Source organism: [Chlorobium] sp. 445 (assembly GCA_002763895.1).
GTDB lineage: Bacteria > Bacteroidota > Chlorobiia > Chlorobiales > Thermochlorobacteraceae > Thermochlorobacter.
Map to the genome: position 1 here is coordinate 24,617 of NSLH01000010.1, position 26,774 is coordinate 51,390.

General features: G+C 47.6%; 29 protein-coding genes. 16 read left to right on the plus strand and 13 right to left on the minus strand.

Going from position 1 to position 26,774, the window contains the following annotated elements; genetic code table 11:
* Nucleotides 1–53 precede the first annotated feature (53 nt).
* The 12 genes from CMR00_05695 to CMR00_05750 form a co-directional block, all read right to left on the minus strand.
* Nucleotides 54–1,520, minus strand: coding sequence for a cell envelope integrity protein CreD (locus CMR00_05695; GenBank protein PIO48247.1), 1,467 nt, complete (start codon nt 1,518–1,520; stop codon nt 54–56).
* Between the two features lie 78 nt (nt 1,521–1,598).
* Entirely contained in the window at nt 1,599–2,597 is a 999-nt protein-coding gene (locus CMR00_05700; GenBank protein ID PIO48248.1) for a polyprenyl synthetase, read from the minus strand.
* 209 nt (nt 2,598–2,806) lie between these two features.
* Nucleotides 2,807–3,427, minus strand: coding sequence for a tRNA 2-methylthio-N6-isopentenyl adenosine(37) hydroxylase MiaE (locus tag CMR00_05705; protein ID PIO48249.1), 621 nt, complete (start codon nt 3,425–3,427; stop codon nt 2,807–2,809).
* Nucleotides 3,428–3,460: 33 nt separating this feature from the next.
* Entirely contained in the window at nt 3,461–4,291 is an 831-nt protein-coding gene (locus CMR00_05710; protein ID PIO48250.1) for an acyl-[acyl-carrier-protein]--UDP-N-acetylglucosamine O-acyltransferase, read from the minus strand.
* Nucleotides 4,288–5,148, minus strand: a complete 861-nt coding sequence (locus CMR00_05715; protein PIO48251.1) for a proline hydroxylase — start codon at nt 5,146–5,148, stop codon at nt 4,288–4,290. The genes CMR00_05710 and CMR00_05715 overlap by 4 nt, the downstream gene beginning before the upstream one ends.
* Before the next feature lie 25 nt (nt 5,149–5,173).
* Complete coding sequence (locus tag CMR00_05720) at nt 5,174–7,921, minus strand: membrane protein (protein ID PIO48252.1); 2,748 nt, start codon at nt 7,919–7,921, stop codon at nt 5,174–5,176.
* Between the two features lie 19 nt (nt 7,922–7,940).
* Complete coding sequence (locus CMR00_05725) at nt 7,941–9,098, minus strand: coproporphyrinogen III oxidase (protein PIO48253.1); 1,158 nt, start codon at nt 9,096–9,098, stop codon at nt 7,941–7,943.
* A gap of 75 nt (nt 9,099–9,173) precedes the next feature.
* Nucleotides 9,174–9,740, minus strand: coding sequence for a hypothetical protein (locus CMR00_05730; protein PIO48254.1), 567 nt, complete (start codon nt 9,738–9,740; stop codon nt 9,174–9,176).
* 89 nt (nt 9,741–9,829) lie between these two features.
* Nucleotides 9,830–11,626, minus strand: a complete 1,797-nt coding sequence (gene mrdA, locus CMR00_05735; GenBank protein ID PIO48255.1) for a penicillin-binding protein 2 — start codon at nt 11,624–11,626, stop codon at nt 9,830–9,832.
* A 122-nt stretch (nt 11,627–11,748) separates the two neighbouring features.
* Nucleotides 11,749–12,228, minus strand: coding sequence for a rod shape-determining protein MreD (gene mreD, locus CMR00_05740; GenBank protein ID PIO48256.1), 480 nt, complete (start codon nt 12,226–12,228; stop codon nt 11,749–11,751).
* 18 nt (nt 12,229–12,246) lie between these two features.
* The gene (locus CMR00_05745; protein PIO48257.1) at nt 12,247–13,086 is read right to left on the minus strand and encodes a rod shape-determining protein MreC; all 840 of its coding nucleotides are present in this window, start codon (nt 13,084–13,086) and stop codon (nt 12,247–12,249) included.
* 51 nt (nt 13,087–13,137) lie between these two features.
* Nucleotides 13,138–14,886: a hypothetical protein gene (locus tag CMR00_05750; protein PIO48258.1), complete on the minus strand. Its 1,749-nt coding sequence runs from the start codon at nt 14,884–14,886 to the stop codon at nt 13,138–13,140.
* Between the two features lie 71 nt (nt 14,887–14,957).
* Here CMR00_05750 and CMR00_05755 point away from each other — a divergent pair, with 71 nt between their 5' ends.
* From CMR00_05755 to rfbC, 16 genes are all read left to right on the plus strand, one after another.
* Nucleotides 14,958–16,106, plus strand: a complete 1,149-nt coding sequence (locus CMR00_05755) for an aminotransferase (protein PIO48259.1) — start codon at nt 14,958–14,960, stop codon at nt 16,104–16,106.
* Nucleotides 16,107–16,283: 177 nt separating this feature from the next.
* Entirely contained in the window at nt 16,284–17,090 is an 807-nt protein-coding gene (locus CMR00_05760; protein PIO48260.1) for a dolichyl-phosphate beta-D-mannosyltransferase, read from the plus strand.
* Nucleotides 17,091–17,145: 55 nt separating this feature from the next.
* A complete protein-coding gene (locus tag CMR00_05765) occupies nt 17,146–18,369 on the plus strand; it encodes a methionine gamma-lyase (GenBank protein ID PIO48261.1) in 1,224 nt (407 codons plus the stop codon).
* Between the two features lie 44 nt (nt 18,370–18,413).
* Nucleotides 18,414–19,040 carry a phosphoheptose isomerase gene (gene gmhA, locus CMR00_05770; GenBank protein ID PIO48262.1) on the plus strand — a complete coding sequence of 209 codons (627 nt, stop codon included), beginning with the start codon at nt 18,414–18,416 and terminating at the stop codon, nt 19,038–19,040.
* Nucleotides 19,037–19,498 carry a 6,7-dimethyl-8-ribityllumazine synthase gene (locus CMR00_05775; GenBank protein ID PIO48263.1) on the plus strand — a complete coding sequence of 154 codons (462 nt, stop codon included), beginning with the start codon at nt 19,037–19,039 and terminating at the stop codon, nt 19,496–19,498. Before gmhA ends, CMR00_05775 begins: the two co-directional genes overlap by 4 nt.
* 15 nt (nt 19,499–19,513) lie before the next feature.
* Complete coding sequence (locus CMR00_05780) at nt 19,514–20,413, plus strand: hypothetical protein (protein PIO48264.1); 900 nt, start codon at nt 19,514–19,516, stop codon at nt 20,411–20,413.
* 17 nt (nt 20,414–20,430) lie between these two features.
* The gene (locus CMR00_05785; GenBank protein PIO48265.1) at nt 20,431–20,880 is read left to right on the plus strand and encodes a cell shape determination protein CcmA; all 450 of its coding nucleotides are present in this window, start codon (nt 20,431–20,433) and stop codon (nt 20,878–20,880) included.
* Nucleotides 20,877–21,137, plus strand: coding sequence for a hypothetical protein (locus tag CMR00_05790; GenBank protein ID PIO48266.1), 261 nt, complete (start codon nt 20,877–20,879; stop codon nt 21,135–21,137). Before CMR00_05785 ends, CMR00_05790 begins: the two co-directional genes overlap by 4 nt.
* A 16-nt stretch (nt 21,138–21,153) precedes the next feature.
* The gene (locus CMR00_05795) at nt 21,154–21,561 is read left to right on the plus strand and encodes a hypothetical protein (protein ID PIO48267.1); all 408 of its coding nucleotides are present in this window, start codon (nt 21,154–21,156) and stop codon (nt 21,559–21,561) included.
* 17 nt (nt 21,562–21,578) lie between these two features.
* Entirely contained in the window at nt 21,579–22,493 is a 915-nt protein-coding gene (gene atpB, locus CMR00_05800) for an ATP synthase F0 subunit A (protein PIO48268.1), read from the plus strand.
* A gap of 39 nt (nt 22,494–22,532) precedes the next feature.
* Nucleotides 22,533–22,760 carry an ATP synthase F0 subunit C gene (gene atpE, locus CMR00_05805; protein ID PIO48269.1) on the plus strand — a complete coding sequence of 76 codons (228 nt, stop codon included), beginning with the start codon at nt 22,533–22,535 and terminating at the stop codon, nt 22,758–22,760.
* Between the two features lie 90 nt (nt 22,761–22,850).
* A complete protein-coding gene (gene atpF / locus CMR00_05810) occupies nt 22,851–23,393 on the plus strand; it encodes an ATP synthase F0 subunit B (protein PIO48270.1) in 543 nt (180 codons plus the stop codon).
* A gap of 15 nt (nt 23,394–23,408) precedes the next feature.
* On the plus strand, nt 23,409–23,948 hold the full coding sequence (gene atpH / locus CMR00_05815) for an ATP synthase F1 subunit delta (GenBank protein ID PIO48271.1): 540 nt from the start codon (nt 23,409–23,411) through the stop codon (nt 23,946–23,948).
* A 106-nt stretch (nt 23,949–24,054) separates the two neighbouring features.
* Entirely contained in the window at nt 24,055–25,140 is a 1,086-nt protein-coding gene (locus CMR00_05820; protein PIO48272.1) for a uroporphyrinogen decarboxylase, read from the plus strand.
* A gap of 8 nt (nt 25,141–25,148) precedes the next feature.
* The gene (locus CMR00_05825) at nt 25,149–25,529 is read left to right on the plus strand and encodes a hypothetical protein (GenBank protein ID PIO48273.1); all 381 of its coding nucleotides are present in this window, start codon (nt 25,149–25,151) and stop codon (nt 25,527–25,529) included.
* A gap of 3 nt (nt 25,530–25,532) precedes the next feature.
* Nucleotides 25,533–26,081, plus strand: coding sequence for a dTDP-4-dehydrorhamnose 3,5-epimerase (gene rfbC / locus CMR00_05830; GenBank protein PIO48274.1), 549 nt, complete (start codon nt 25,533–25,535; stop codon nt 26,079–26,081).
* 66 nt (nt 26,082–26,147) lie between these two features.
* Here rfbC and CMR00_05835 read toward each other — a convergent pair whose 3' ends face one another.
* Nucleotides 26,148–26,768 carry a hypothetical protein gene (locus tag CMR00_05835; GenBank protein PIO48275.1) on the minus strand — a complete coding sequence of 207 codons (621 nt, stop codon included), beginning with the start codon at nt 26,766–26,768 and terminating at the stop codon, nt 26,148–26,150.
* Nucleotides 26,769–26,774 lie beyond the last annotated feature (6 nt).

Consider the following 26,774-nt stretch of genomic DNA (forward strand, 5'->3'; position numbering starts at 1 on the left):
TTACTCTTTGTGCTACACATATCTCGAACTAAAGCGCAGCGTTTTTCTTTACCTTATGTTTGCGACACAGGGTTTTCTTTTGCACTCTCGTCCAATACTTTACCTGCATTGAACCAATCAATTTTGCGTGTAAGATACATCACGAGTGCTAGCGTTACGAAGAGCAGCAAACTGCCTAAGAGCAAGGCATAATCCTGCAACTGCAAAATCGTGAAGAGAAATCCGTAGAGAATCACTAAGATTCCTGTAATTAACAGCGTTGCCAGTGTACTTTTCAACACACTTTTGGCATAGCCTGCAATCAATCCAATCACTGCGAGGCTCGAGAGGATATATGCCCAGTTGAATCCTACTTGCTCTGAGAGTGAGAGCAGCAGCACATAGAAGATGACTAGCGCAAGACCGATGAGCAAATACTGAATCGGGTGAATTGCAATGCGGTTGAGCAGTTCGGTCATCAGGAAGGTAAGAAACGTCAGCCCGATGAACATCACGGCATACTTAACGGTGCGTGTATTCTTCTGATATTCGTCAACTGGCAAGAGCAGTCTTACGCCGAACGCGGAGTTGTAGATACGATAGGCGTTGCCAATCCATGCCTGTGGATACTCACGGTTAAGATGCAAGACTTTCCATGTGCCTCTGAAGCCTTCGCTTGTAGCATTGAGTGGCTGTTCAGGCAAGTATGCACCAATCGCACTGGGGCTAGTCCAACTTGACGCGATGCTTACGGTTGTTTCTTTGCCAACGGGCACGACCATAAACTCTTCGCTGCCATTGAGGTCCAGCGTGGTTGAAAAGGCATAGAGCGCATTTGAGAAATCTTTCAGCGAAGGATCGTTGAGTTTTACGCTCACGCCGCTGCTAGATGCAACTCCTTGCGTAGGCTCAAAGTCGTAGTTCGCAACAGGTTGTCTTTGTGCCTTGTAAGGATTGAAAGGGATATTGCCAATTACCTCGCGTGTCGGTAAGCCAGGGTTAGCAAACATTGCTTTGCCATTCCACTCAATGGGAATCACATCGCGAATGCCTTTGAGGTCAGTAATCCCTATTGCGAGCGTTGCCTCTTGCCACTGGATATTTTCAGGCTGCTCAATTGAGAGATTGCTCAGTTCAGCTAGTGAGAATGTGCCAGCAAGTTTTACTTTGGCATTATAGAGTGCAATATCATAAATACCACGATGTCGGATTTCAGGCAAGAGTTCCACTGTGATGTTCAGGCTTTGTGGCAACAGATGAATGTATTTCAGGCTTTCACCGACTTTCCGTGTTATCGTTTTCCCTTTGTCGTCAGTTTGCCGCTCCAACTGGCTGGGCTTGTAGGGAAGGATAAGTATGGCGCCTGTTAGGATTTGTTCGCTGCCCCACTTTGAGCTGACTTCCTGCACAGCAGCATTGCGCCGATTCTCTCGCTCGGTGATTAGTCCATCAATCATTGCTGTTGGAATCAGCAAGATGAGCGTTAGAATTGCAATGATAATGATGCGCAGACCAATAGAAGAGCGCAGGGAGACAGCCATAGAAGAGATTGTTTTGTTTTGGGTCGCATAATAATACTACACTCTACATTTTGTTTCAAGTCTTGATGCGTCTCTATTCTAAAATTCACGGTTCATGACATAGGCGGCAAATTGCATGAGTTTTTCTCGTCCTGCAAGATGTGGCAACTTCTTGGCGTATTTCATGGCTTGTTTGAAATCGTTTTCGATCAGTTTGCGTGCTTCTTCAATTACCCCGCAGCGTTCATAGACGGCTTTGACTTCGGGCACGCGCTCTTTCTCAATGCCTTTATGTTTGATGATATGCTGCAATAGCGCCTTGTCTTTGCCTTTAGCACGCTCGAGCGCCTTGAGCAGAAGGAAGGTCTTTTTGCCTTCGATGACATCGCCGCCTTCGACTTTACCTGACTTATCACCTGCAATGATGTCCAGCAAATCATCTTGCACTTGAAAGGCTTGTCCGATTAGCGTGCCAAAATTACGCAGTGCTTTTGCTTGTGCAGGTGTAGCATTGGCAGCTAAGCCCCCGAGTTCAAGCGAGACAGACATCAGTCGACCTGTCTTTTTGGAAATCATCATCAGATATTCATCAATTGTAACATTGTGTCGGTGTTCAAATTCCTTGTCGTAAGATTGTCCTTCACAGATTACAGCGACGGCGTCTGTGAAAATCGTGAAGATTTTTTCCAAGTGAGCGCTTTTGGTACGCAGCAGCAGTGAATAAGAAACTGCATGCATGACATCGCCCGTGAGAATGGCTGTATCAATGTCCCACTTTTTATGAACGGTGAGCCTGCCGTGGCGCAATTCAGCTTTGTCCATAATGTCGTCATGAATCAAGGTAAAATTGTGTAGCACTTCCACAGCAAGTGCAATCGGCAATGCGGGCTCGGCTTCTCCTGAAATGGCTTCGGCGCCCATCAGCGCAAGAATTGGACGAATACGCTTTCCTTTGCCCTGCAAAATGTACCGTGCAGGTTCATAGAGCGAGTTCGGCTCATGTTGAAAGAGTTTTGCCAGCTCACGGTTAATGCGTTGCCGATAGGCTTCGAGGCAGACCTCCAAATCGGTCTTACCGATGGCAGAATGAGAAGACATCAAGCAGGTGAGTGCAAAAAGGATTCGTTGAACAAATTTAGCACAAAATTAAGGCGAGATTTGCTCTCACTGAAATCGTTGTGCATAAGCAGTGCATATTTTTTGCCATGTATTCTTGTGTTGTACACTCTGACTCCAAGCGTATGCAAGTCATAACCATAACGGTTTTGGCAAAAGTTGCATAACAGTTATGCATTCTTATTTGAGCCTCATGTACCGCTGTGCAGTGTAGGCTGCTGAGGTTGCTTTTGGATAATCTCTGCTTCTATGGCAAGCAGTTCAGACCATCTTGCGGCGACTGTCTCTTCTTCAAGCAGGGTTTCAGCAAGCTTGAGAAAGGTTTTGTAATGCCCTGCTTCAGATGCAAACAGACTGCGGTACATTCGCTGCAGGTCTTTATCAGTAGCAGATTCGCCTAAGAGCCAGAAGCGCTCACAAGAGCGTGCTTCGATCAGTGCAGAGATGAGCAGTCTATCGAGCAGTTCATACTTGCCTTGTCCTATTCGCACCGTGCGTCGGAGCTCACTTGCGTAGGGGTTGCGATGCGTGCGTGGCAGTACGCCCTTGCGTCGTGCAATGAGTTGTAAGACCAGATAGAGATGCGATGTTTCATCTTGAGCAAGGTGTGCAAGTGTTACCGCCCATTGAGGTAAAGCGTTCAAGTCTGTACAGCGGTTCAAAAGTTCTAGGGCATTGTTTGCAGCCTTGCGCTCCAAGTAAGCATGGTCGTACAGCAGTTCCAGAGGCGCTTGCAGCACGCGCTCTGCCCAGTGTTCTGGAGTAGCGTAGTGCAAGGGCAAATTAAGGTGAGAGCAAGAGTGTGTGCGCATGGTGTCCAGTATTTTGAAACATGCTTTTAAGTCTCAATTGGATGCCGACGACTCACCGTGAGGCGGTGTAAAGCACGAACGAATGAATTTGCGTTTGCTATGCGATTCAAAGAATGCCAGAATCTCGCGCCGTTCTGGTGAATCGGGCACTTCCGCTTTTACTTTTTCAATGGCATTTTTGATGAGCAATCCCGATTGAAAAATGATGCGGTAGCAATCGCGGATGATGTTGATTTGCGCAGAGGAAAAGTTGCGTCGCTTTAAGCCAGTAAGATTGATGCCTTCGTAGCGAGCTGGCGAGCGGTCGGCAGTTACAAACGGGGGAACATCTTGCACTACCTTTGCCGCGCCACCAATCATAGCGTGTTTGCCAATGCGTGTAAATTGATGAACCACCGATGCCCCGCCAATGAAGGCATAGTCTCCGATTTCAACATGCCCGCCAAACTGCACCGCATTTGCTACAATGACATGGTCGCCAATGGTGCAGTCGTGTGCCACATGCACGTAAGCCATCAGCAAACAGTTGGAGCCAATGACAGTTTTGCCTAAGGCGATTGTACCACGATTAAGCGTTACACATTCGCGAATGGTGGTGTGATCACCGATAATGAGCGTTGTTTTCTCACCGAAAAATTTGAGGTCTTGCGGAATGGCTGCAATCACCGCATTAGGAAAAATTCGGCAATGCTTGCCAATGCGTGCACCGCTGTAAATGACAACATGATGCGTGATTTCAGTGCCGTCGCCAATTTCGACATCATCTTCAATGACACTATATGCGCCAATTTTAACACCGTTGCCCAACTTCGCACCCGCACCTACAATTGCCGTTGGGTGAATTTCTACCTCAGCAACACTCATTGCGCATTTTCTTTGTTTCGCGTTTTGAGCGCAAAGAAAGTTTTGTTGTAAAAATCAATCAGCCCAAATGTTTTGAGCTGGCGTTTGATAAAGTTTTTTGCTGTCTCCTTGACAATCGTTTTTGCCTTCTTGGTCATCGGTTCGTCTGGACGAGTGCGGAAGGTCGTGTCATGATACTTTATCTTTTTCGGTGCTGGCGTGTAGTAATAGGCATAGAAGGATTTGCGCGATTCACCTTCGGGCACACTGATTTTGGAATAGCCATGATAGGAGATGTCATTTGTCTCAAAAATCACACAGCGATTAAGAATAGGTAGGTGTGCAGCGCCGCAGCAAGTCATGTTGGCATCCCACATCTCGAGTTTGCCGCCATATTCTTCTTTCCAGAACTTGTTGAGGAAAATTAGCACATTCACGCGCCGATGCAGCGGCTCTGTTGGATGAATGTTGAAATCAATGTGAATGTCAAGGTAACTGCCATTGCTACCCTGATGCGTCCCTGAGCCAAGTGGACCGTTGCATGTTGTCAGGTTCTCAATGCCTGTGATTTGCTCCAAGAACTGCAGAAAAGGTCGGCTGTAGAGTTCATTGCGCAACGCCTTAAACATCGGATGATAGTTCTCAAACTGACTATCCTCCGCTTTGCGCTCATTGATACCATCGTAATGCGTCTTCATGGCTTCCAACTTCGGGAAGTTTTCGTAGAGCGTGTCAGCAACTTTTTCATCAAGAAAGCCATCAATGACTACATGTGGATAGGGTTTGCCCGAGCAATAGCGCTGCTGTAACTCGCTTACCATGTTTGGCTCAAACCATTTCGGCTGAATAAGATGCGTTACTTCTGCCAGAGTCGACATAACCGTCAAAAGATAGATTTCGTCGTCAATTTAATTTTTCTTTTGGCAAAATCGAACTGTCCTGCGGTTGTGCTGTGCTTGTCAATCGCTTCAATTCTTCCACTTCTTGCTTGAGTTGTGGGTCGTTCGGATAGAGGCTTGCCAGTTGCTGGAAAATTGGCAAGGCTTTTTGGTATTCACCCAGCGAGCGATAGGCTTGCGCTAAGTAGAAATTCGGCAGCGGGTCTTGCGGATTCTTCACCATTAAGCTTTGTGCCTCTTTTTCCATCTGGGGCAACAGCTCAAGTGCTTTCTCTTTTGCACCCACCGTTGCATACATACGCAGCGCGGCTTGCGTGAGACGAAAATCCGATTCTTTTTGAGGATCTAGCAAATCTGACTGGGATTTATCTAAGACTGCAATCGCTAAGTCTCTATTTGAGACTTCTCTTATAGTTCCATCTTTTTCGCGCACACGGCTTGTGCCATTCGGATCGCTAGCAAATTCTGATGCCAGACGCAAAAAGACATTCCTGTAATTGCTCACTAGGCGACGCGTGTTCTCGTCAAAGTACACGCTGGGATTATTAAGGTTCGTGTAGCGAAAGACATTCATGAGTTTATCGTACATGATTTCTTTATCGACCACACCATAGCCATCAGATTTAATTGGCACGACCCGATACGCAAAGCCATCCATGCGCAGGTATTCATCAATACCGATGCGGTTCGATTCACTGACGGTCATCGCAAAGTAAATCGGTCTTTCCCAAAGGTTGTTGGTAATGACTTCATACACCACGCGGTCTTGTGCTCGAATGTAGCCCTGATTGTTCGGTCCTTGCAACACCGGCTGCATCGTCCAGCGGATGGTATCGACCAGCGTGTAATTACCACTTAGGCTTGAGAGCTTGCGCGCGCTTGCACGTTCCTCGTAGTATGCCTTATACTCACCTTGCTTTACTGATTCGGGCACAGGCAAGATGACTTCTTTTGCTCGCCAAGGTTCATAGCCAAACTCCTTTGAGTTCAGCTCACGGTCGGAGATGTTCATTTTGACTTTCTTTGCACCTCGCGGTTCTTCATTTTTGAGTTGCCACACATGCCAATCGGTGTTTGCCAGACTCAGATTGCAGACGCGCACATCTTGGCGAATACCATAGGCTTCCTGCAAGCACCAGAGCGGAAAGGTATCGTTATCGCCATTCGTAAACAGCACAGCATCTTTTTCGCAACTCATCAGCAGGTTGTAGGCATAGTCGTACGGCACATAGTTGCCAGAGCGGTCGTGCGAATGATAATTGACACGCAGCATATTGGCATTGATGAAAATCAAGCCGAAGGCACATGCTGCAATAGCCCCTACTGTCAGTTTTGATTCTTCCTTGACACTCTCGCGAATGGTCTCAAAGAGGGCTTCAATACCAATGCCTACCCAAATTGCAAAGGCAAAAAAACTGCCGACATAGACATAATCGCGCTCGCGTGGTTGAGGTTCAGGTGGGTTGGTGTAGATGTTGATGAAGACCCCAGTCAGAAGGAGCAGTGCTGTAACCATCAGCGCCATCTGCCAATTTCGCCGGAAGTGATAGATTGCCCCGAAAATACCGACAGCAAATGGTATGCCCCAGAGTTTTGACCAATCCACACCATCGTCTTGTTCATCGCCTGCGCGACCAATAAACTGCCAGCCAAAATAGCGCAGATACAGGTGCGCCACTTGATACTTGATAAAGAAATCAAAATCGCTGCTGTACTTCTGATAATTGCGCTGATGGTCGGGGTCATTTGACCAACGACGTTTGAAGAGCGGATAATCACCGTATTGCTCACGGTTGAGATACGAAAAGAGTTTTTCAAATGTAGCGGGTGCATTTTCATTAATCGGGGGTTTGGCTTGTGAGCGCAGCATGACCATGGTCATGGAACTGTATCCGACGATAATTAACAGCAATGCCGTCGAGACCAGATTTGCCAAGCGCATCTTATTTTGATGGGTATAATAAACCGCATAAATCAGTGCTGCCACAATCAGCACGCCAATCATCGGCGATGTATCGCGCATCAATTGCGGCAGTTTTTGCACTATGCCTGGATAAATGACAAGGAACATGAGCGATGAGACCACGACCAGAATTGCAAAGCCGCGCACAGAAAATTCGTAACGGCGGAAGTAGTAAATCAGCGCGAGTGCAAAGAATGCTAAGAGCGCTTGCAGGTGCACGCCCAAAGTTACGCCGAAAGCATAAGCGATGAGCAAAAGCCACTTGTCGCCCGTTTCTGTGTCTGCATACTCATACCAGCGCAGCATCAGCCAGACGACCACCGTGTTGAAGAACATTGATGAGGCATAGACTTCTGCTTCGACCGCATTGAACCAGAAGCTATCGGAAAATGCCAGCGTCAAGCCTGCTACAACACCTGCGCCGTAAGCCGAGATCTTTTCAGACAGGGTCCAACTGTCCGGATCGGTACCACGATAGAGGCGAATCAGGCGAATGGTAATCAGGTAGGTTAGCATCACAGCAAGTGATGCAGTAATTGTGCTGATGAGATTGACTCGCAGTCCGACATCTTCAATGAATGGGGCGAAGAGAATGATGAACACTCTGCCCATCATCGTGAAAATTGGTGTGCCCGGTGGGTGCGGTACGCCCAGCGTATTGGCAACGGCAATGAACTCGCCGCAGTCCCAAAACGAAAACGTAGGCGCTACCGTCAGCAGATAGACCACTTGGGCAATTGCATAGACCCCAAGGGCAATGTAGGCATTGAGTTTCTTATGCGTGAGCATCAACTGAGTTTGAATAGTTTCAGACGAAGAGTGATTCGGCAATGGCATCGGCAAGTGTAAATCCTTTATCGGTTAGTTTAATGATTTGGTGTGCATCTTGTGTTTCAATCGTAATCAAACCTTCTGTTTTAAGCGACTCTAACTTTGTCGTGCGCTGTTTTAAGTGCGTCAAAAAATAAGTGCCGAAGTTACAAAACTTTTCCTCTAATTCCGATAGATCAATCCCGCCTCCTTGTCGCAACCCCAAGAGCACCATTTCGTTAAAGATGTCTTTTGGCGAAAGTATCTCGCGAAACGACAAAGCATACTCTGGCGCTTCCAAATACGTCTTTAGGCTCGGCTGATTGGCAAAGCGTTCTTCGCTGTGTGGTGTGATGACAAATGAATGTGCAGACGGTCCAAACCCCAAGTACGGCACACGATTCCAATACGCACGATTATGGCGCGAATGAAATCCGGGTTTGGCAAAATTCGAAACCTCGTAGTGTTCGTAGCCATGCTCGCGTAGCCTCTGCATGGTAAGCAGAAACATCTGAACTTGCACGGCATCGAGCGGCGGCTGACGCAAGCCTCGCTTGATGAGCTTTTCGAGCAATGTTCTCGGCTCCACCGTGAGCGAATAAGTTGAGAGGTGCTTTGGCTGCAGCGAGATGGCCATCTCCAACTCTTCTTCCCACTCTGTAAGCGATTCATGCTCAATGCCAAACATCAAGTCTATACTGACATTCTCAACATGTGCCTGTGCCAGCTCGAGGGCATGGCAACTTTGCGCCGCCGTATGCTCTCGTGAGAGCCAGCGCAATTTTGAATCACGAAACGACTGCACACCAAGACTGAGACGATTAAAACCCAGACGCACAAGGTCGTGCAGATACGCTTCTGTTACATCTTCAGGATTGACTTCCAGCGTCAGCTCGACAGTTGAGACGACAGCATAGGTTTTCGCTATCAGGTTCAGTATCGTGTCAATCTGTGTTGGCGCCAGCAGTGATGGGGTGCCGCCACCAAAATAAATGGTTTCGATTTGCTCGCCGCTGAGCAGATTGGCACGCACTACCAATTCTTTTGAGAGTGCCGCCAGAAAATTGTCTATTAGCGCCGTATTGGTGATGAAATAAAAATCGCAGTAATTGCACCTGCGGCGACAGAACGGAATGTGGATGTAAAGTCCTGCCATTTCAAGCGATACTGACGCGCCTTTCTGTGTGCATTTCTGTGCTAACCACGCATTGCTCAATACAGTGGTCTCTTCTCAAGATACAAGCATTGCCGAGGTTGTGCGCTGCACGGTTGCAAGTTGCGCTGGCAGGTGCTCAAAGTCAGGATGGTCGCCAGCGTGTTTGAAATCATGCTGCCAAAGAATTTGGTTTGCTTGCACATAGAAAAGTCCAGGCATGGTCCAAGGATCGCCTACGGGCAATCCAATGAAGTGTCCTTTTGCTGCTGCGCGCACGCCACATGCCCACACTTCTGGACCAAACATCTGCAAGAGTGATCCGCGCTCTAAGCCAAAGGCGTTATAGAAGGTTTTCGGCAAATCTGCAATTGCGCGTGCCTTACGCCACAAGCGCGGGAAAAATTCATGTCCATCTTCCAGCGTTCCTTGATAGAAAAAGAGCGTACTGGGATAATTTGGCACTGTCTCTGCAGCGTGAGCAATATCGGCAATCATTTCACGGCAAAAAATGCAACCGAAATGGCGCACAAATACCAGCAGCGTTGGATCGTTACCCAGTTCCTCGCGCAAGGTATTTGCTCTGAGATTTATGCCGCTAATAGGCAAGTCAAGAATATGGTCAGGAATGGTACTTACTTTCATCTTAGAATCTTGGTCATGGTTACACGGTGCTTTTGTATGAACACCACAGCAAGTGGGAAAGTTCTTAACAGCTAGGGCAACACACGCCTTTAGTGCGCCACCTCAGCTATATGGTTTGACGGGGCTTGACAATGTTTGAGGTAATGCGCCATCACTTTGCCTGCAATTGGTGCAGCAACTTGTCCGCCAAAGCCAGCATTTTCAACCAGCACGCATACTGCAATTGTTGGATTTTGATAGGGTGCAAAACCAATGAACCATGCATGATCATCACCGTGTGGATTTTGCGCAGTACCAGTTTTGCCAGCCACTTCAATGCCGTCAATTTGTGCAGCTTTGCCAGTACCATTGGCGACGCACAGACGCATGCCATTGCGCACAATCTCGAATGTCGAGGCTGAAATGGGCAGTGATTTCTTTTCAAACTCAAGCGTTTTCATCTCACCAGTTTGTTTGTCGCGGTAGGCTTTGAGCAGGTGCGGTTGAACAAGCGTGCCTGCGTTTGCAAGGGCTGCAACATAGCGCGCCATCTGAATTGGTGTGGCACCAATATCGCCTTGACCGATGCCCAAATTTACAAGAAAGCCATCGTGCCAGCCGACTTTGTAGGGACCGTAGCGTTTGTTGAAATACTCGCGTGTCGGCAAGGGCGGCGAGAGTTCATCAGCAATGTCCAGACCTGTCTTTTCACCAAAGCCAAACATTGCACTGTATTTTGCCCAGCGGTCCAGACCGATGCGCAGCACCAGTTGATAGAAGAAACTGTTGCATGAGTATTGAATGGCGCGTGTTACATCCAATGCGCCGTGTCCTTTGCCGCCATGACAGAGAAAATCCTTATTGCCGAACTTGAAATGTCCAGAGCACCCAAATACGGTCGATGGCGTAATAATTTTTTCTTCTAGCGCAGCAATTGCTGAAATCATTTTATAGGTAGAGCCTGGCGGATAGCGCGTTTGTGTTACTCGGTTGAAGAGCGGATTCTTTGGATCTTTGACGAGTGCATTCCATGTCGATGCGTCAGTTGAGCCTTCAAGCAAAGCAGGGTTATAGTCAGGCTTGCTGGCAATTGCCAAGACCTCACCATTTTGGGGATTAAGCGCCACGATAGCGCCCGATTTGCCTAAGGCAGTGAGCAAACTTTCAGCTACAGCTTGAAGTGAAGCATCCAGTGTGAGCCATAAATCACTGCCACGTTGTGCAGGAATATGCCGAGCACCGCCTTCATACTCTGCCACTTGCTTGCCCAGCGAGTTGACAATCATCAGCTTGTAGCCGCGCTGACCGCGCAACAGCTCTTCATAAGTTTTCTCTAATCCTGCGTAGCCGATAATGTCGTCCCTGGCATAAACATCTTTTGGCAATTTTTCCAGCATCTGCTTCGAGATAAATTTGGTATAGCCCAAGACATGCGGCGCATTGAAGTCTTTGCGTGGATACCTGCGTTTGTTTTCAATGACAACATCAATACCCGGCAGGCGCCAAAGATGCTCCTGAAGACGTAAGAAGGCTTCAAATCCAATATCGCGTAAAATGCGTGTTGGAGCATGGCGGCTGTAGTTTTCAGCTTCTTTGAGCTTATCGCGTAAAAGTTGCTGGCTTACGCCCAAAAGCGCTGCAATCTCTGGAATCTTGGACTTATCAAATTCTGAAGGAATAACTTGCACAGAGTATTGTGGCTGGTTTTCCACAATCGGCATGCCATTGCGGTCATAAATTGTACCACGCGATGCATCTACAGGAATTTTGCGTACGCTATTTTGCGATGAGATTTGCCCAAATTCCTGCGCGGAGATAACTTGCAGATAAAATAGCCGTGCTAACAAGGCACCGAAAAGCAGTGCCAGTGCACCATAGACCAGCGGTGAGATCGGCTTTTCTCTCATCTCTCAATTGCAATTGCGGATTTTCACTTGCACATTAACTTCATGAACATCTCATGAGCCTGTTTGTGTTGAAACGGAATCGATGCAACACATTAGGATTTGTCATCTATGCACAAGGCGGCTCAGTCTCTGTCCTGCTCGAACTTTCTCAGTACCAGTGTATAAGCCATATAGCCCAGCACTAAGTTAAAGCCTATACTACTTGCCACAGCGAGCGCATATTGCCACCACACCAGTGTCAGGCCATAGCTTACCAAGTTAAACGCTACGCTGCCTGAGAGACTTGCAATTGCAGTTGCAAAAAGAAATTCGCTTTGTGCACTTGGCTTATCGCTCTCACGAAAGAAGCCGGCACTGAAGCCTGAAACCGTCTTGGAGAGTGCATTGCTGCCCAGTGTGCCGTGTAACAAATCCATCATCAAGCCAATTAAGAAACCTGCTGTTGTTCCAACGCTCTGTCCTTCTCGGCGCGCAATGAAGACGGCCCAAATGAGCAGCGCATCTGGTGCAGCTCCATAAAGCAAGAGCCGATCTAAAAAAAACTTTTGCGCAAGTCCCAAAAGGAACGCCACACCGACATAGAGAAAGACGCGCTGCAACAAATGATAGCTTCAAAAGCGTTACTGCAATTCTTTATACCGCCGCTGCACCGCCTCAAACTCTTTGTCATTTGGACGCATCATCACAAATACCTGCTCTAACTTGCCAAAATCAACCGAGGGCTGAACGCGAATTTTGTAAAACAGTTGAGCTTCGGTCTTATCGACGGAGACCACTTTACCGACTTGGATATTTGGCGCCGCAAAGGAACTAAACTGTGCTGTTAGAACGCGCTCGCCGACTTCAATCGAATTGCTGAGCAAGACATGTTCCATAGAAGCTAAGTGCTCTTGCGGCAGCCAGGTTAAAAGCCCCACACTGCGTGTCTTTTCTGAGACCACCCCTACTTTGAAATCGCGGTTGATGATTGGTTGCACAATCGCATAGTTTGCTGAAACCAGCACCACTCTTCCGACCAAGCCATCATCGGTCATCACTGGCATGTTGACCTCGACGCTATCATTAGAGCCCAAGTTAATCGTGAAAAGATTTCGTTCAGAGGAGAACGTGCGGTCGACAATTTGTGCAAGTTTCAAGGGGTATGGCGCATGCTGCTTATAGCCTAAGAGCGCTTTCAACTCTTGGTTTTCCGCCTGTGCAGTTCTTAGCAGCGAAAGTTCAGCCAGCAATTCCGTATTGCGCCGATGCAATTCATCATTTTCACTTGCTAGACCAAAGTAGCGCGTGACAAGTCCAATGCCGCGCTCAATTGTTGCAAAGAATTCAAGTCCTGATGCACGCATCATGCGCAGCGTTGATGCGTCTTGATTGACAAACAATGCCAGCGAGATTAAGCAAAAGAAGACCAAGAGTAAATACTCTCGGAAATCGAGCAGTAGCGCCTCTATGAGTTTTTTCATACTTTTAATGTCGGCTTCAGTATCGCAAAGTCATGTTGCGCACACGATGGTTTAGAGCGGCGTTGGTGTCTCGTGAGCTCGCACTCGGAAAATCACCTCAGAGAGCCATGTTAGCGCAAACACCAGCACCATTAGCAAAACGCCTGCTGCCGCTGCACTACCGAAATTTCCCATTCGCAGTTGCGAAAAAATGTCGACAGCGACTGGCACATTGCTTGGTGTGTAGAGCAAAATCGAGCACGGAAATTCTCCCAGCGCACCAATAAAAGTAAACAAAAATCCTGACGCAATCGAAGCCAAGATAAGCGGCAACATCACGCGCCCAATAATACGCAGCCACGATGCGCCAAGCGTCATAGCCGCCTCAACTAATTGGTAGTCAAAGGTCTCCAGCGCTGCAGAGACACTGCGTGCAATGTAGGGCAAATGCCGAATGAAATAAGCCACTGGAAGCAACGCTGGCGACCCCACCAATGCCTGCCCAAATACAAAGATCGAGGGTTTGCTAAAAGCTGCAATCATGCTGATGCCCAGTGCAGTGCCGGGTACAGCAAGCGGCAAAAGCAAAAGCGGCATTGCAAAATTGCGCAACAGTAGGCGCTGCTGCGCTGCTAAAATTCCCACCGCTAACCCAAACAGAAGATTCGGCACACTCGCCAGCATCGCCATTGAGAAGCTATTGAGAAATGGTTGATAGAACTGCGCATCGGTCAACAGACGTCGATAATGCACAAAGCTATAAGCATCGGGCAAAATACCGCGCATCGTTAGTGGATTGTCGGCAAAGGACATCAGCAGCAAGGCTGCAATTGGTAGAATGATAAAGAGCATCTGCACTATTAGCAAGAGCCTCCATGGTAGTGAAAGCTGCTCTGGCGGTACATCACGTGGTGCACCGCGTCCTTTGAGATTCAAACGCATTTTGGATTGATAGGACTCGAACACAAACACCACTGCTGCCGAAACTGCCACTAGCCCTATTGTCATCGCACTGGCAAGATTAAACTCGCCGGCAACTTTTTGATTAAAAATCTCGACAGTCAGAAAATTTGTGCGTCCACCAAACAGCAGTGGTGCAGTAAAAGACGCCACGCTGAGCACAAACACAATTAAGCTTGCTGAAAATAGCGACGGTCGCAGCAAGGGCACTAACACTTTCCAGAATCGTGACCACACACTTGCTCCTAAGTTTTCTGCTGCTTCTAAGACCGCATAATCGACGCGTGTTAGTGCGGCTGAAGCAAACAAAAAAAACTGCACATAAAACGAATACACATGCACAAGCCACACTGCCCACAATCCTTCAAACGCAAACGGTGGTGATTTGAGAGCCAACAGCGCTTGTAATGCGCGCGCCACTACGCCTGATTCATCATATAAAAATTGAAAGGAAAACACCCCCACCAGTGGCGGCAACCCTAGCGGCAACAGCGCCAGACGCGACAGCACGGGCTTTGCTGCAAAGTTAAATCGCCAGAAAATGTATGCCAGTCCTACACCAAAAATGCCCGCACCGACCACCGTCAGCAGCGAGAGCAAGAGCGTGTTTGCAAACGCCTTGAGCTTGTCAGTACGCAAAAGTATGGTAGCGTAGTTAGCTAGAGTAAATTGTCGCTCGCCGTCAAGAAACCCGCTGTGCGCCGTCTCCAGCAGCGGATTAAGTACATAGCCGATGAGAATAAAAAAAATGATGAGATTAAGTAGCCAAAGCAGCAGACGCGACATGTGAATCCGTAATTGTGACGGCGAATATACAACGCGCGCGGCAATGCACGAAGGTTTTTTACTGCTAAAGAGCATTCTACACTAACGAAAAATCGTGCACAAGTTGTAATTTCACCCTGCAATTTTTCAACCTAGTTGATGTTGTTATGAAAAAACGCCTTTTCACGCCGGGTCCAACGCCCGTTCCTGAGCGTGTGATGCTGCGCATGGCTGCACCCATGATTCATCACCGCAATCCAGAGTTCATGGAAATTCTGACGCGTGTGCACCAAGACCTGCAGTACCTCTTTCAAACCAAGCAGCCTGTTTTAGTGCTGACCTGCTCAGGCACAGGCGGCGTAGAAGCCACCATGGTCTCTATGTTTTCTTCGGGCGATAAGATTATCGCCGTCAATGGTGGCAAGTTCGGTGAGCGATGGGCAGATATGGCGCGCAAATACACTGGCAATTGCGTTGAACTCAAAGTGCAATGGGGCACCAGCATTCAGCCAGAAGAGATCATCAAAGCTCTCAAAGAACATCCCGACACCAAAGGCGTCTATTTTACACACAGCGAAACTTCAACAGGCACTGCTACCGATGTCAAGGCGATGGCACAAGCTATTCGTGAACATTCTGATGCTTTGATTTGTGTTGATGGGATTACGGCGGTTGGTGCTCACGAATTGCGCTTCGATGACTGGGGCATCGACGCCTGTGTAACTGGCTCACAAAAAGGCTTGATGATGCCGCCCGGTCTTGCACTCGTTGCACTCTCTGAACGCGCAATCAAAGCCATAGAGACAGCTAAACTGCCCAGTTACTACCTCTCGCTTAAAAAAGCTTTGAAATCCTACAAAGACAACGATACGCCTTTTACGCCTGCTGTCTCACTTATCATCGGACTTGATGAATCACTCCAACTCATTAAGCAAGAAGGCCTTGAGAATATCTGGCGGCGCCATCAACGTCTCTCTGCAGCCTGCCGTACAGGCTGTGAAGCCTTAGGCATGCGGCTCTTTTCAAATTCACCCTCGTATGCCGTTACACCTGTCTGGCTCCCCGAAGGCGTGGAGTGGAAGACCTTCAACAAAATTTTGAAACTCGAGAACGGTATCACTGTCGCAGCTGGACAAGATCAATACGCTGGCAAAATTTTCCGCATCTCGCATCTTGGCTTCTATGACGAACTCGATATGCTTACGGTTATTGGCGCGCTGGAGATGACACTTAAGAAAATCAACTATCCGTTTGAAGTTGGCAGCGGGGTCTCAGCTGTGATGCGTACCTTTATGGAAGAGCCTGTCAGCGTGTAGCGTGCTCAAACTCTGCATGCATTTACCTGCAAGACAAACGCTTCATGCTTTTCATACAGTTGCGCGCATTTTACCCCTCAGTTTTTGCAGTGGCATATCCGCGTAGGGATATTGTCTCGTTACGTGTATTTTCTAACAATTTTCTGCCGAACAAAGCAAAACTTGTGGTTAACACCTATGGCAACATTGAGAGTAACAGGTGTCAGTGAGCAAGCAATAGGATTGCCCTTATCTCTGCCGCCAGTCCAAGACCTTGCTGTTGGGCGTACTTTGGTTATCGTGCCGACCTATAACGAATCTGAGAACATTTCTCTTCTCATCAAGCGCGTGATGGGCTTAGAAGTGCCTGACTTGGATATGCTTATCATTGATGACAATTCACCTGATGGCACTGCGGCTGTTGTCGAAGCATTGCAAAAGACCTTCAAGCGTCGGCTGCACCTTATCAAGCGAGAAGGCAAATTAGGGCTTGGCACAGCTTATGTGCGTGGCTTCAAATTTGCAATTGAACATGGCTATGACTTTGTGATGGAAATGGATGCTGACCTTTCACACGACCCGTTCATGATTCCGCACTTTCTTGTTGCCATCAAAGATGCTGATTTGGTGATTGGCTCGCGCTACTTAGGCGATGTGGCTAATGTGGTCAACTGGCCACTTTCGCGTCTTATGCTCTCCAAAGGTGCAAGCCTTTACACGCGGCTCATTACAGGCATGCCTGTGCAAGACCCTACCAGCGGGTTCAAATGTTTTCGTCGACAAGTCTTAGAGTCGCTTAATCTTAATGAGATTCGCTCGGGTGGATATTCTTTTCAGATTGAGATGAATTTTAAGTCTTGGGCAAAGGGTTTCCGCTTGAAAGAAATTCCTATTGTTTTCACCGACCGCACGGTTGGCAAATCCAAGATGTCGCGCAAAATTATCTATGAAGCCATTTACATGGTTTGGGCGTTGAAATTCCGACAGATTTTTGGCAAACTCTAAGCATGCAATATGCTTTAGCGACCCTGCAGCACGACTTTTGAAACAATTAACCTACATGAGCGCATCACAACACACCACTCATCGCTTGCACAGCACACGCAGCGTGGAAACTGAACTTATTCACGGTGGCGAACAGCATAATACCACGCGCGCTGTTGTCCCACCTATCTGGCAGACCTCAACTTACAAAGCCCCAGAGTCTGCAGACGACTTTGCTGAACTTGCTAGTGCTATCAATCCAAAAGAATTCTATTCGCGCTATGGCAATCCGACCAATGCACAAGTGCAGGAGATTCTTGCTAAACTTGAAGGCGCAGAAACTGCGGTATTAGCTGCATCAGGCATGGGCGCCATTTCTGCAGCAATCTTGAGTGTCGTCAGTGCTGGCGGACATATTGTGGCGCAAACCTCACTTTACGCTGGCACCTTTGCCTTGCTGCGCGACCTGCTCCCAAGATTTGGCATTGAGACCACCTTTGTCGATCAAACACGCATCGAGGCGTTTGAAGCTGCACTGCGTCCGAATACCCAACTGATTTATGTCGAAACACCCTCGAATCCCTTGATGACGCTCACGGACTTGAAAGCAGTTGCAACACTTGCAAAAGTGCACGGCATCACCACATTTTGTGATAACACATTTGCAACACCACTTGCGCAGCGACCTTTGGAGCACGGCATTGACCTTTCACTGCATAGCGCTACAAAATATCTTGGCGGGCATTCCGACCTTACGGCTGGGGCGGCGTGCGGCAATGCCCATCTAATTGAGCGAATCTGGAAAACGACTGTCCTACTCGGTTGTGCTCTGTCATCCTTTGATTCATGGCTTTTATTGCGTGGATTGCGCACGTTATCTTTACGCGTGCAAAAAGCCAGTGCAAATGCGGCGCAACTGGCAGCGTATTTAGAAGCGCATCCCAAAATTGCGCGTGTCCATCATCCATCGTTACCATCGCATCCGCAGCATCAGCTGGCACGTGAGCAAATGCATGGCTTTACGGCCATGATGAGTTTTGAAGTAAAAGGTGCAACACCCGAGGAGCAGTATCATAAGGCGCAAACGCTCATTGGTTCAATGAAACTTGCCGTCAATGCGGTAAGTTTGGGTGGTGTCGAATCGCTCATTGTTCATCCTGCCAGCATGTGGCATGCACAATACACTGCCGAGCAGCGTGACGCAGCTGGCATCAGCGCTGGGCTGGTGCGATTTTCCGCTGGCATCGAAGCATGTAGCGATCTGATTGCCGATTTTGAGCAAGCCTTGTCTCGGCTCTGACCATTGCACAAGGTAAATTCAAACACTTGCTAAACTCTTGCATTATGTTGGATACTGTCTTAGACCGAAAGACCTTACATCTTGCCTACATCCGTGAGACGCTTGAATACAGCGCTGAACTCAAAAAGCAACTGGCGCGTGAGAACGCCGAAGACATCTTTCACATGGCTGAGCTTATCACGGAAGCGTTTCGTATGGGCAATAAACTTCTCATCTGTGGCAATGGTGGAAGCGCCGCTGATGCTCAACACATTGCAACAGAATTTACAATTCGCTACCGCAGCTCTGTCAATCGTCCTGCTATGCCTGCCATCGCACTCACGACCGACAGTTCTGCGCTCACAGGTGGGGCAAATGATCTTGGCTATGATAATGTTTTCATGCGTCTTGTTGAGGCATGGGGCAAGCGCGGCGATGTGCTCTTAGGCATTTCTACAAGCGGTAACTCTGAGAGCGTCATTCGTGCTATGCGCTACGCCAAAGAAAATGGCTTGAAGACACTGGCACTCCTCGGTAATTCAGGCGGTAAAATGAAAGGCATGGCAGATGTGGAAATTATTGTGCCGCACAAAGGCGCTGCTGATAGAATTCAGGAAAGCCACATTGCTATTGCACACATCATCATTCAACTCGTCGAAGAAAATTTCGGCTATACTGAACCTAATAAATGAAGGTTGTTGAAGGGCATCTCTCTGCACAAGGTTTAAAAATTGCGCTTGTTGCCTCTCGTTGGAATGATTTCATCGGCGCGCGTCTCGTCGAAGGCGCTGTCGATTGCATCGTGCGCCATGGCGGCAGCTCCGAAGCGATTACACTCTACCGTTGCCCTGGCTCATTTGAGTTGCCAATGGTCATCAAAAAAGTTGCGCTCTCAAAACAGTTTGATGCGGTTATCGCTATTGGCGTTTTGATTCGTGGCGCCACACCTCACTTTGACTTAATTGCCGCAGAAGCCACGAAAGGTATTGCGCAAGCCTCAATGGAGTCCGGTGTGCCTGTGGCTTTTGGGATACTTACGACCGATACCATTGAACAAGCTATAGAGCGCGCAGGCACAAAAGCTGGCAACAAAGGCTGGGAGGCTGCAGCGGCGGCTATCGAAATGGCAAACCTCTACAAGCAATTGTGAGCAAGCCATGTGTGCGTGGCACACCGCTACACAAACAGCATTGCTGCTTTGAATTTGTCGACCCAAAAAGAGAAGTGTATCTTATGCCTTTCACGCAACGGCAGCACTATGTGGGAACCAAAATCATCAAAGAAACGAGTTGTTACTTACGAGATTGCCATCATTCCCAGTGATGGTTCTGCTGCCCGAACATACAGCCAAATTACACTTGGAAAGGTCCTTTCTGCAGTTATTGCGCTGTGTGTTGGTGTAGCGCTGCTTTCCACATTGATTATTGCGCTCACACCTGCACGCACACTTCTTCCGGGCTACGGCGATGCGGATCGATATCAAAAACTCTTGCTTGAAAATCAAATGCAGTTAGATAGCATCAGCAGACGCTTAATACAATTTGACGCCTATAGCCGTAAACTTCGTGCGGTGCTTGGCAGCCTTTCGGATTCCGCCTCGCAAGCTCGTGCAACAGCACAAACGCGCTCGCCCCAAAAAGATGGCTTGCGTTCCCTTCTGCCTAATGACTTCTATGAGACTGGCTCTTCGTCAGAACCGCTTCTCTTTCTTGATTTCGTTGTTCGGGGCACGCCTTCGCAGCCTTTCCGTCGAGAACGCAGCCACTATGGCTTGGATATTGCAACAGCGTCCAATGAACCTATCGGTGCTCTTGCTGATGGCACAGTGATTTTTGCCGATTGGACTTCTGACTATGGCTATACAGTCATTCTTTATCACGGCAAATATGTGAGTTTCTACAAGCATTGCAACCGCTTGCTCGTGCGCGATGGCGAACCGGTCTTGAAAGGTCAGATTATTGCTCTAACAGGCAACACGGGTCGTGAGAGTTCTGCACCACATTTGCATCTTGAGGTCTGGAAAAACGGCACTCCGCAAAATCCAGAAATTTATCTTTCTAATTAACAAAACTATCCAGCCTTATGCTTGCAGCGATATTTGGCAAAAAAGAAGATACTGCAAGTGCATTTACCGCTTCTGCTTCAGGCAGCAATGGTGAAGCTAAACTTAGCATTATCGCAGAAGGTACGCTCTGCCGCGGCGATATTGAGACCTCTGGCAATCTGCGCGTCGACGGAAAAATTATTGGTAACATTGTCTCAACGGCGAACGTGGCTATCGGAAAAGGCGGCATTGTAGAAGGCAATATCGTAGCAGCAATGATTAAAATCTCTGGTAAAGTGCAAGGCAACTTGGATGTGAGCAATCGTCTTATCTTAGATGCTTCTGCTGTCGTTGCCGGTGAAATCAAATCAAAATTGCTCTCGATTGATGAAGGCGCGATTGTCAACGGCACGGTTACCATGACTGGAAATTCAAGCTCAGAAAATCTAAGTTCTGTTGCTGCAAGCAAAAAGGAATATGCACAATGAGCCTTGACGATGTTCGTAAATCCATACGTGAAGCTGGTGTTGCCCAACGCAAGTCGGCAGCGTATATGACCATTGGTGTTCAACTTGCCGCAGCCTTTGTGCTTTTCGTATTTGGTGGCTATAAACTCGATGATGCACTTGGCACAACTCCGCTTTTTTTACTTATTGGCGTCCTTTTTGCGCTGATTGCACTCTTTACAGTGCTTTGGCGCTTAGCAACTGGCAGCTCATCTCGCACTCAAAGCCCGAAAAAATAGACCAGCACACAACATCATGAATCGCTTTATTGTTGCTAAACCGCTCTTTGATTTTCTTATCATGATAGTTATTTTTACACTCCTTGCGTGGCTTATTCTCGATTACTTCGGCTTGATATCAAGTTCTGTTTTCTACGCTTGGGCTATCGTTACGCTGAACACGATCATCGGCTATATCTTGTTTGAATATGAGTATGCTTTGAAGCGTGAGACGTTTTTTCGCACGGCTCTTCTTGGACAAGCAGTGAGACTTCTTATTGCGGTTGTTCTGATTGCATCTCTGATGCTTACGCACTCCGTGGAGACAATGGAATTTGCTGGCTTTGTTATAGGTTTCTATGTCTGCTACTTGCCGATAGAAGTCTTAGCTTGTTTTAACAAAATGAGATTTGAGAAAAAATTGGACAAACTTCTTCAGCTCTGAACAGGTTGTTACATCCCATGCGGTACATCTTACAACATACGCTCTTTACGCTCTGTTTTCTCATCTGCTCTGCAACAGCACTTCTTGCGTCAGACGAAAAACCTAGCGGTCACGACGAAACACTTGATGTCATGCATCATATTCTTGATGCACACACCTTGGATTTTGAGCCTTTCGGAGAAATTCATCTGCCACGCTGGACACCGATTCAGATTGGAGACTTTACTGTGGACCTCTCACCGACTCGTCATGTTGTCATGATGTGGATTGCCAGTCTCTTGCTCGTTATCCTGATGGTGAGTGTGAGCAAGCAATACAAAGCTATGAAGACACCAAGAGCCCCAAAAGGGTTCGCCAATGTGGTTGAAGCAGTTGTACAATTTATCCGTGATGATATTGCGCGTCCTAACATTGGTCATCACTACGAGCGTTTCTTGCCCTACTTGCTGACTGTGTTTTTCTTTATTCTTTTTTGCAACTTGTTAGGCTTAGTTCCATTTGCTGCCACGGCAACAGGCAATATCGCTGTAACGCTGACCTTAGCATCCTTTACATTTGTTCTGACGCAGTATGCGAGCATTCGCGAAAATGGCGTGGGGGGCTGGCTGGCGCACTTGACAGGTGGCGCCCCGCCTTTACTCTGGCCCATCATGATTCCTGTTGAAATCGTCAGCTTACTTGTCAAGCCGTTTGCACTGACGATGCGTCTTTTTGCGAATATGACCGCCGGACATGTGGTTATCATCGTCCTGATTAGCTTGATTTTTATTTTCAAAAGTTTCGTCATTGCACCTGTTTCCATCGTCTTCACACTGGCTATTTACTGTTTGGAGATTTTTGTTGCGTTCATGCAAGCCTACATTTTCACGATGCTTTCAAGTGTCTTCATTGGACTTGCGATGGAACATGGTCATAGCGAAGGGGCGCACTAATTTTTTTTTCAACACATCTCTTGGAGGAAAACATCAAAAATGGGTAACGAAGCACTTGCATTTTTAGGCGCAGGCATCGGTGCTGGTATTGCAGCAATTGGTGCTGGCATCGGTATCGGCAACGCAGTTAGTTCAGCTACTGAAGCAATTGCGCGTCAACCGCAAGCCTCTGGTGAGATTCGTGGCTTGACACTTATCGCTGCGGGTCTTGTTGAAGGTACTGCCATCATCGCACTGGTTGTCTGTTTAGTGCTTGCATTAAAATAGAATTCGTCTTCATTGGGCATCGAGCGCAAAAACGTTCAATGCCCAATTCTTATTTAGTTTTGCACCACATAATTTGGACACACTTTTTATATGTCTCTATTCGGCTGGCTCATTTTGGAGGGGAGTTTACTCAGTCCTAACCCTGGATTGATTTTCTGGACTTTCGTCACGTTTGTCTTTTTGCTTGTGTTCTTGCGTGCCACGGCTTGGAAGCCGATTGTAAGCGCCTTAGACGAGCGCGAGCGTAGCATTCAAGCCGCCCTTGACCGCGCTGAGCAAGCACGCAGTGAGGCTGAAAAAATTCTCGCTGAAAACAAAGCCATGCTGGCTAAGGCACAGCTGGAAGCCGACCGTATCATTCAAGAAAGTCGACAAGCTGCAGAAAAAGTGCGCAGTGAAATCATTGAGAAAGCTAATGCAGAGTCGCGCAAAATGCTGGAAGAAACCAAAGCTACGATTGCACTCGAAAAGCAACGTGCACTTTCCGCCTTGCGCGATGAAGTCGCTGAACTGGCTATCAAGGGCGCAGAACTGATTCTTCGCCACAGCCTTGATGCGGAACGGCACAAGGAAATTATTGCCAGTGCAATAAACGAGATGCCCGCACAAGCCACTGAATTTGCTGGAAAATAAACTGCAGGCTCAACGATGAGATCACGAGTTGGGTTGCGCTACGCAACCGCTATTTTACAAGGCGCTGGTTCGGAATTGGATACCGTCGCTCAAGACCTTGTTTTGGTCAAAAAAACTATTGAGTCCTCGCGTGAACTCAAGAACTTGCTTAAAAGCCCCATCGTGAAAAGCAGTGATAAAATTGCGGTTTTGAAGCAAGTTTTCATTGGAAGAATCTCGATTAAAACTTTAGAGGCGCTCGAACTTCTGGTGCGAAAGGGACGCAGCGAGTTGATTCCTGCAACGATTGAAGAATTTCAAGCGTTGCTCGATAAACAAAATGGAATCGTAAATGCGCAAACGTACAGTGCTGTGGAATTAGATGATGCACAAAAAGCACAACTTCAAGCGCGCTTAGAGCGGCTTGCAAACAAGAAAATTCGTCTTCAAACACAAGTTCAACCCGATTTGATTGGCGGCATTGCAGTGCGCATTGGTGACACAGTTATTGACTACAGTATCAAGCACCAGCTCGAAAAACTGCGTGCACACCTAAAGCAGAGTAGCCTAAACTAAACAACTCGCTCGCCCTTCCACTACATAGCGTTTGCACAACGCAAAGAGGAATGTCTTTTCAGCCTATACAAATTGATAACTGATTGAAATCAAGTAGTCATACCTGATGCTAAAGAACGATTTGCTTATTCGCGCTTTGCAACGCAAGCCTGTGCATCGCACACCTATTTGGATTATGCGGCAAGCAGGACGATATTTACCAGAATATCGTGAAGTGCGCAAAAAGACAGACTTCCTCACACTCTGCAAAACTCCTGAACTTGCTGCCGAAGTAACCGTGCAGCCCGTAGAGATTATGGATGTCGATGCCGCGATTATTTTTTCAGACATTCTCGTTGTGCCAGAAGCAATGGGCATGCGCTTGGAAATGCTAGAATCGCAAGGACCAAGATTCTTAGAGCCGATTCGCTCGCGCAGTGATATTGAGCGTCTTGCTATTCCCGATGTGTCCCGTGCACTGCGATACGTTGAAGATGCCATTCGCCTCACCAAACGCGAACTTCATGGACGCGCTCCAATTATCGGATTTTCGGGTGCCGCTTGGACACTCTTTGCTTATGCCATCGAAGGTCATGGTAGCAAAACCTTCAAAGCTGCAAAAGAAATCATATATTCGCATCCAGACGATGCTCACGCTTTGCTGAAGAAACTTAACCGAGTCCTAACGGATTACCTCCTTTTGCAGATAGAAGCGGGCGCCGATGCCGTGCAAATTTTTGATACTTGGGCGTCTCTCCTAAGCGAAGAGGCTTTCAAAGAATTTTCGCTGACGTATTTGCAAGAAACCGTGCAAACCATCAAAGCTAAACACGCACATGTACCTGTTATTATCTTTGCAAAGGGCGCAAACACTTTGCTCTCAGAGCTTGCACAAACAGGCTGCGATGCAATTGGGCTAGATTGGACGATTGACATTGGCAAAGCACGCTGGCAACTCTCTGACCGCGTGGCTCTGCAAGGGAATTTAGACCCGACAATTCTTTATGCTCCACATGATGTCATTCGCAAAGAAGCGGCAAAAATTCTGCAGCGCTTCGGTGAGCATAGCGATAGCTCTGGACATGTGTTCAACCTTGGTCATGGCATCTTGCCCGATATTGACCCTGCGCACGTACGAACGCTCATTGACTTCGTAAAAAGTGAAAGCGTGAAATATCATCGTAACGCACAGTTTATTTCTAACGCAAACTAAAAAAGCCGATGATTTTACTCGTGGACGATAATACAGAGCTACTCACCTCGCTGTCTGAATTTTTCTCTGCCTATTACCCTGTTAAGGCACTCACAAACCCTGAAGATGCTCTGGCATTTGCAACAGCCAATCGTGGCTTAATCGAGGTCAGTGTTGTCGACTATGTCATGCCTGAAATGAGCGGTGATGCGCTTGCACGAGAACTCAAAGAGGTCGACCCAAATATGTTGGTTATCTTGATGTCAGGCTATGTAGACTTCGAGCGTGTAGAACCCTTGCTCCGTGAGCGCCTTATTTATCAATTCTTCACTAAGCCGATTGACTTTGATCGACTTATGCGTAGCGTTGATACGGCTGTCAAACTCTATCTAAAAAAGCAAGCGCTTTGAGCGATGAATTTGACCCACACCTCTCTCTCAGAGCTCTGGATACTTGAACCCAAAGTCTTCGAAGATAGTCGTGGGTTTTTCTTTGAGAGCTATAATGAGAAAGTGTTTGTTCAACTTGGTATCACTGCCAGATTTGTACAGGATAATGTCAGTCGCTCGCGCAAAGGGGTGCTACGTGGCTTGCACTATCAACTTGCGCCTATGGCACAGGGCAAATTGGTACGCGTTTCACTTGGCGAAGTCTTTGATGTCGTTGTGGATCTTCGACGCGCCTCACCCACATTTGGTAAATGGTTTGGCATCACACTCTCTGAGCAGAATAAGAAAATGGTTTGGATACCCCCCGGCTTCGCACATGGCTTCTTAGTTCTTTCTGACATCGCAGATTTCAATTATAAAGTCACGAACTTTTACTCACCTGAACACGAGCGCACACTGCGCTACGACGATCCTCAAGTTGGTATCAATTGGCCAGAACTTGATGTTCCATTTAGCCTTTCCGAAAAAGACCAAAAAGGAAAATTGCTTCAAGACTTAGACACGACCTTCTGACCCCCTCTCTTGCACCACGACTCTCCACCATGCGTAGAATTTAACATCATCATTACTTCTTGCTTTTTATTTCCCGCTCTTTGTTTCGACTTCTTTCGTCGTCAGCAGTGCCGTTGTGCAGTAAAAATTTTTTGCTTCTTCAAGCAATCTTTCTTCATCAGCAAGTGCTGTAGGCTCAAGCAATTTGACCAGTTTGAGAAAGGGAAGATTATTGAGCATTGCCAGCGTCTCGGCGGTGCGTGCAGCATCTAATGGCAAGAATGCCTCTTGCCGCCAATCCCACAACTCACTTTTGGCAACAAGAAATCCCTTTTCTGCAAAGCGCGCCATATTTGTACGCAATCGCTCTCGGTAGGTATCTAAATGCGTACCTGCAAGTATCAGCGAAAAGATGAAATAATGACCATACCAAAACATCGTGCGGTAAGTAAAAATCTCGCCTTTGCCATAGAACTTTGGAAAATCGAGCATCACATAAGGGTAGCCCTCGTAGTTTTCACCTTTTGCAATCTGACCACGCAAGAAATCGGTTTGTTCAGGACAGAGTGTATTGTGCGGCTCAATTTGCAAGAGATAAGTCTTGCGAATACGCTCCATGAGTGTTTTGAGTTTCTCAGTTGCAGACAGTTTTAACTCAAAGGGCGCACGCTCGGCAATGAGTGCGAGTTCTTCGGGCGTAAATGCCATAAAGTT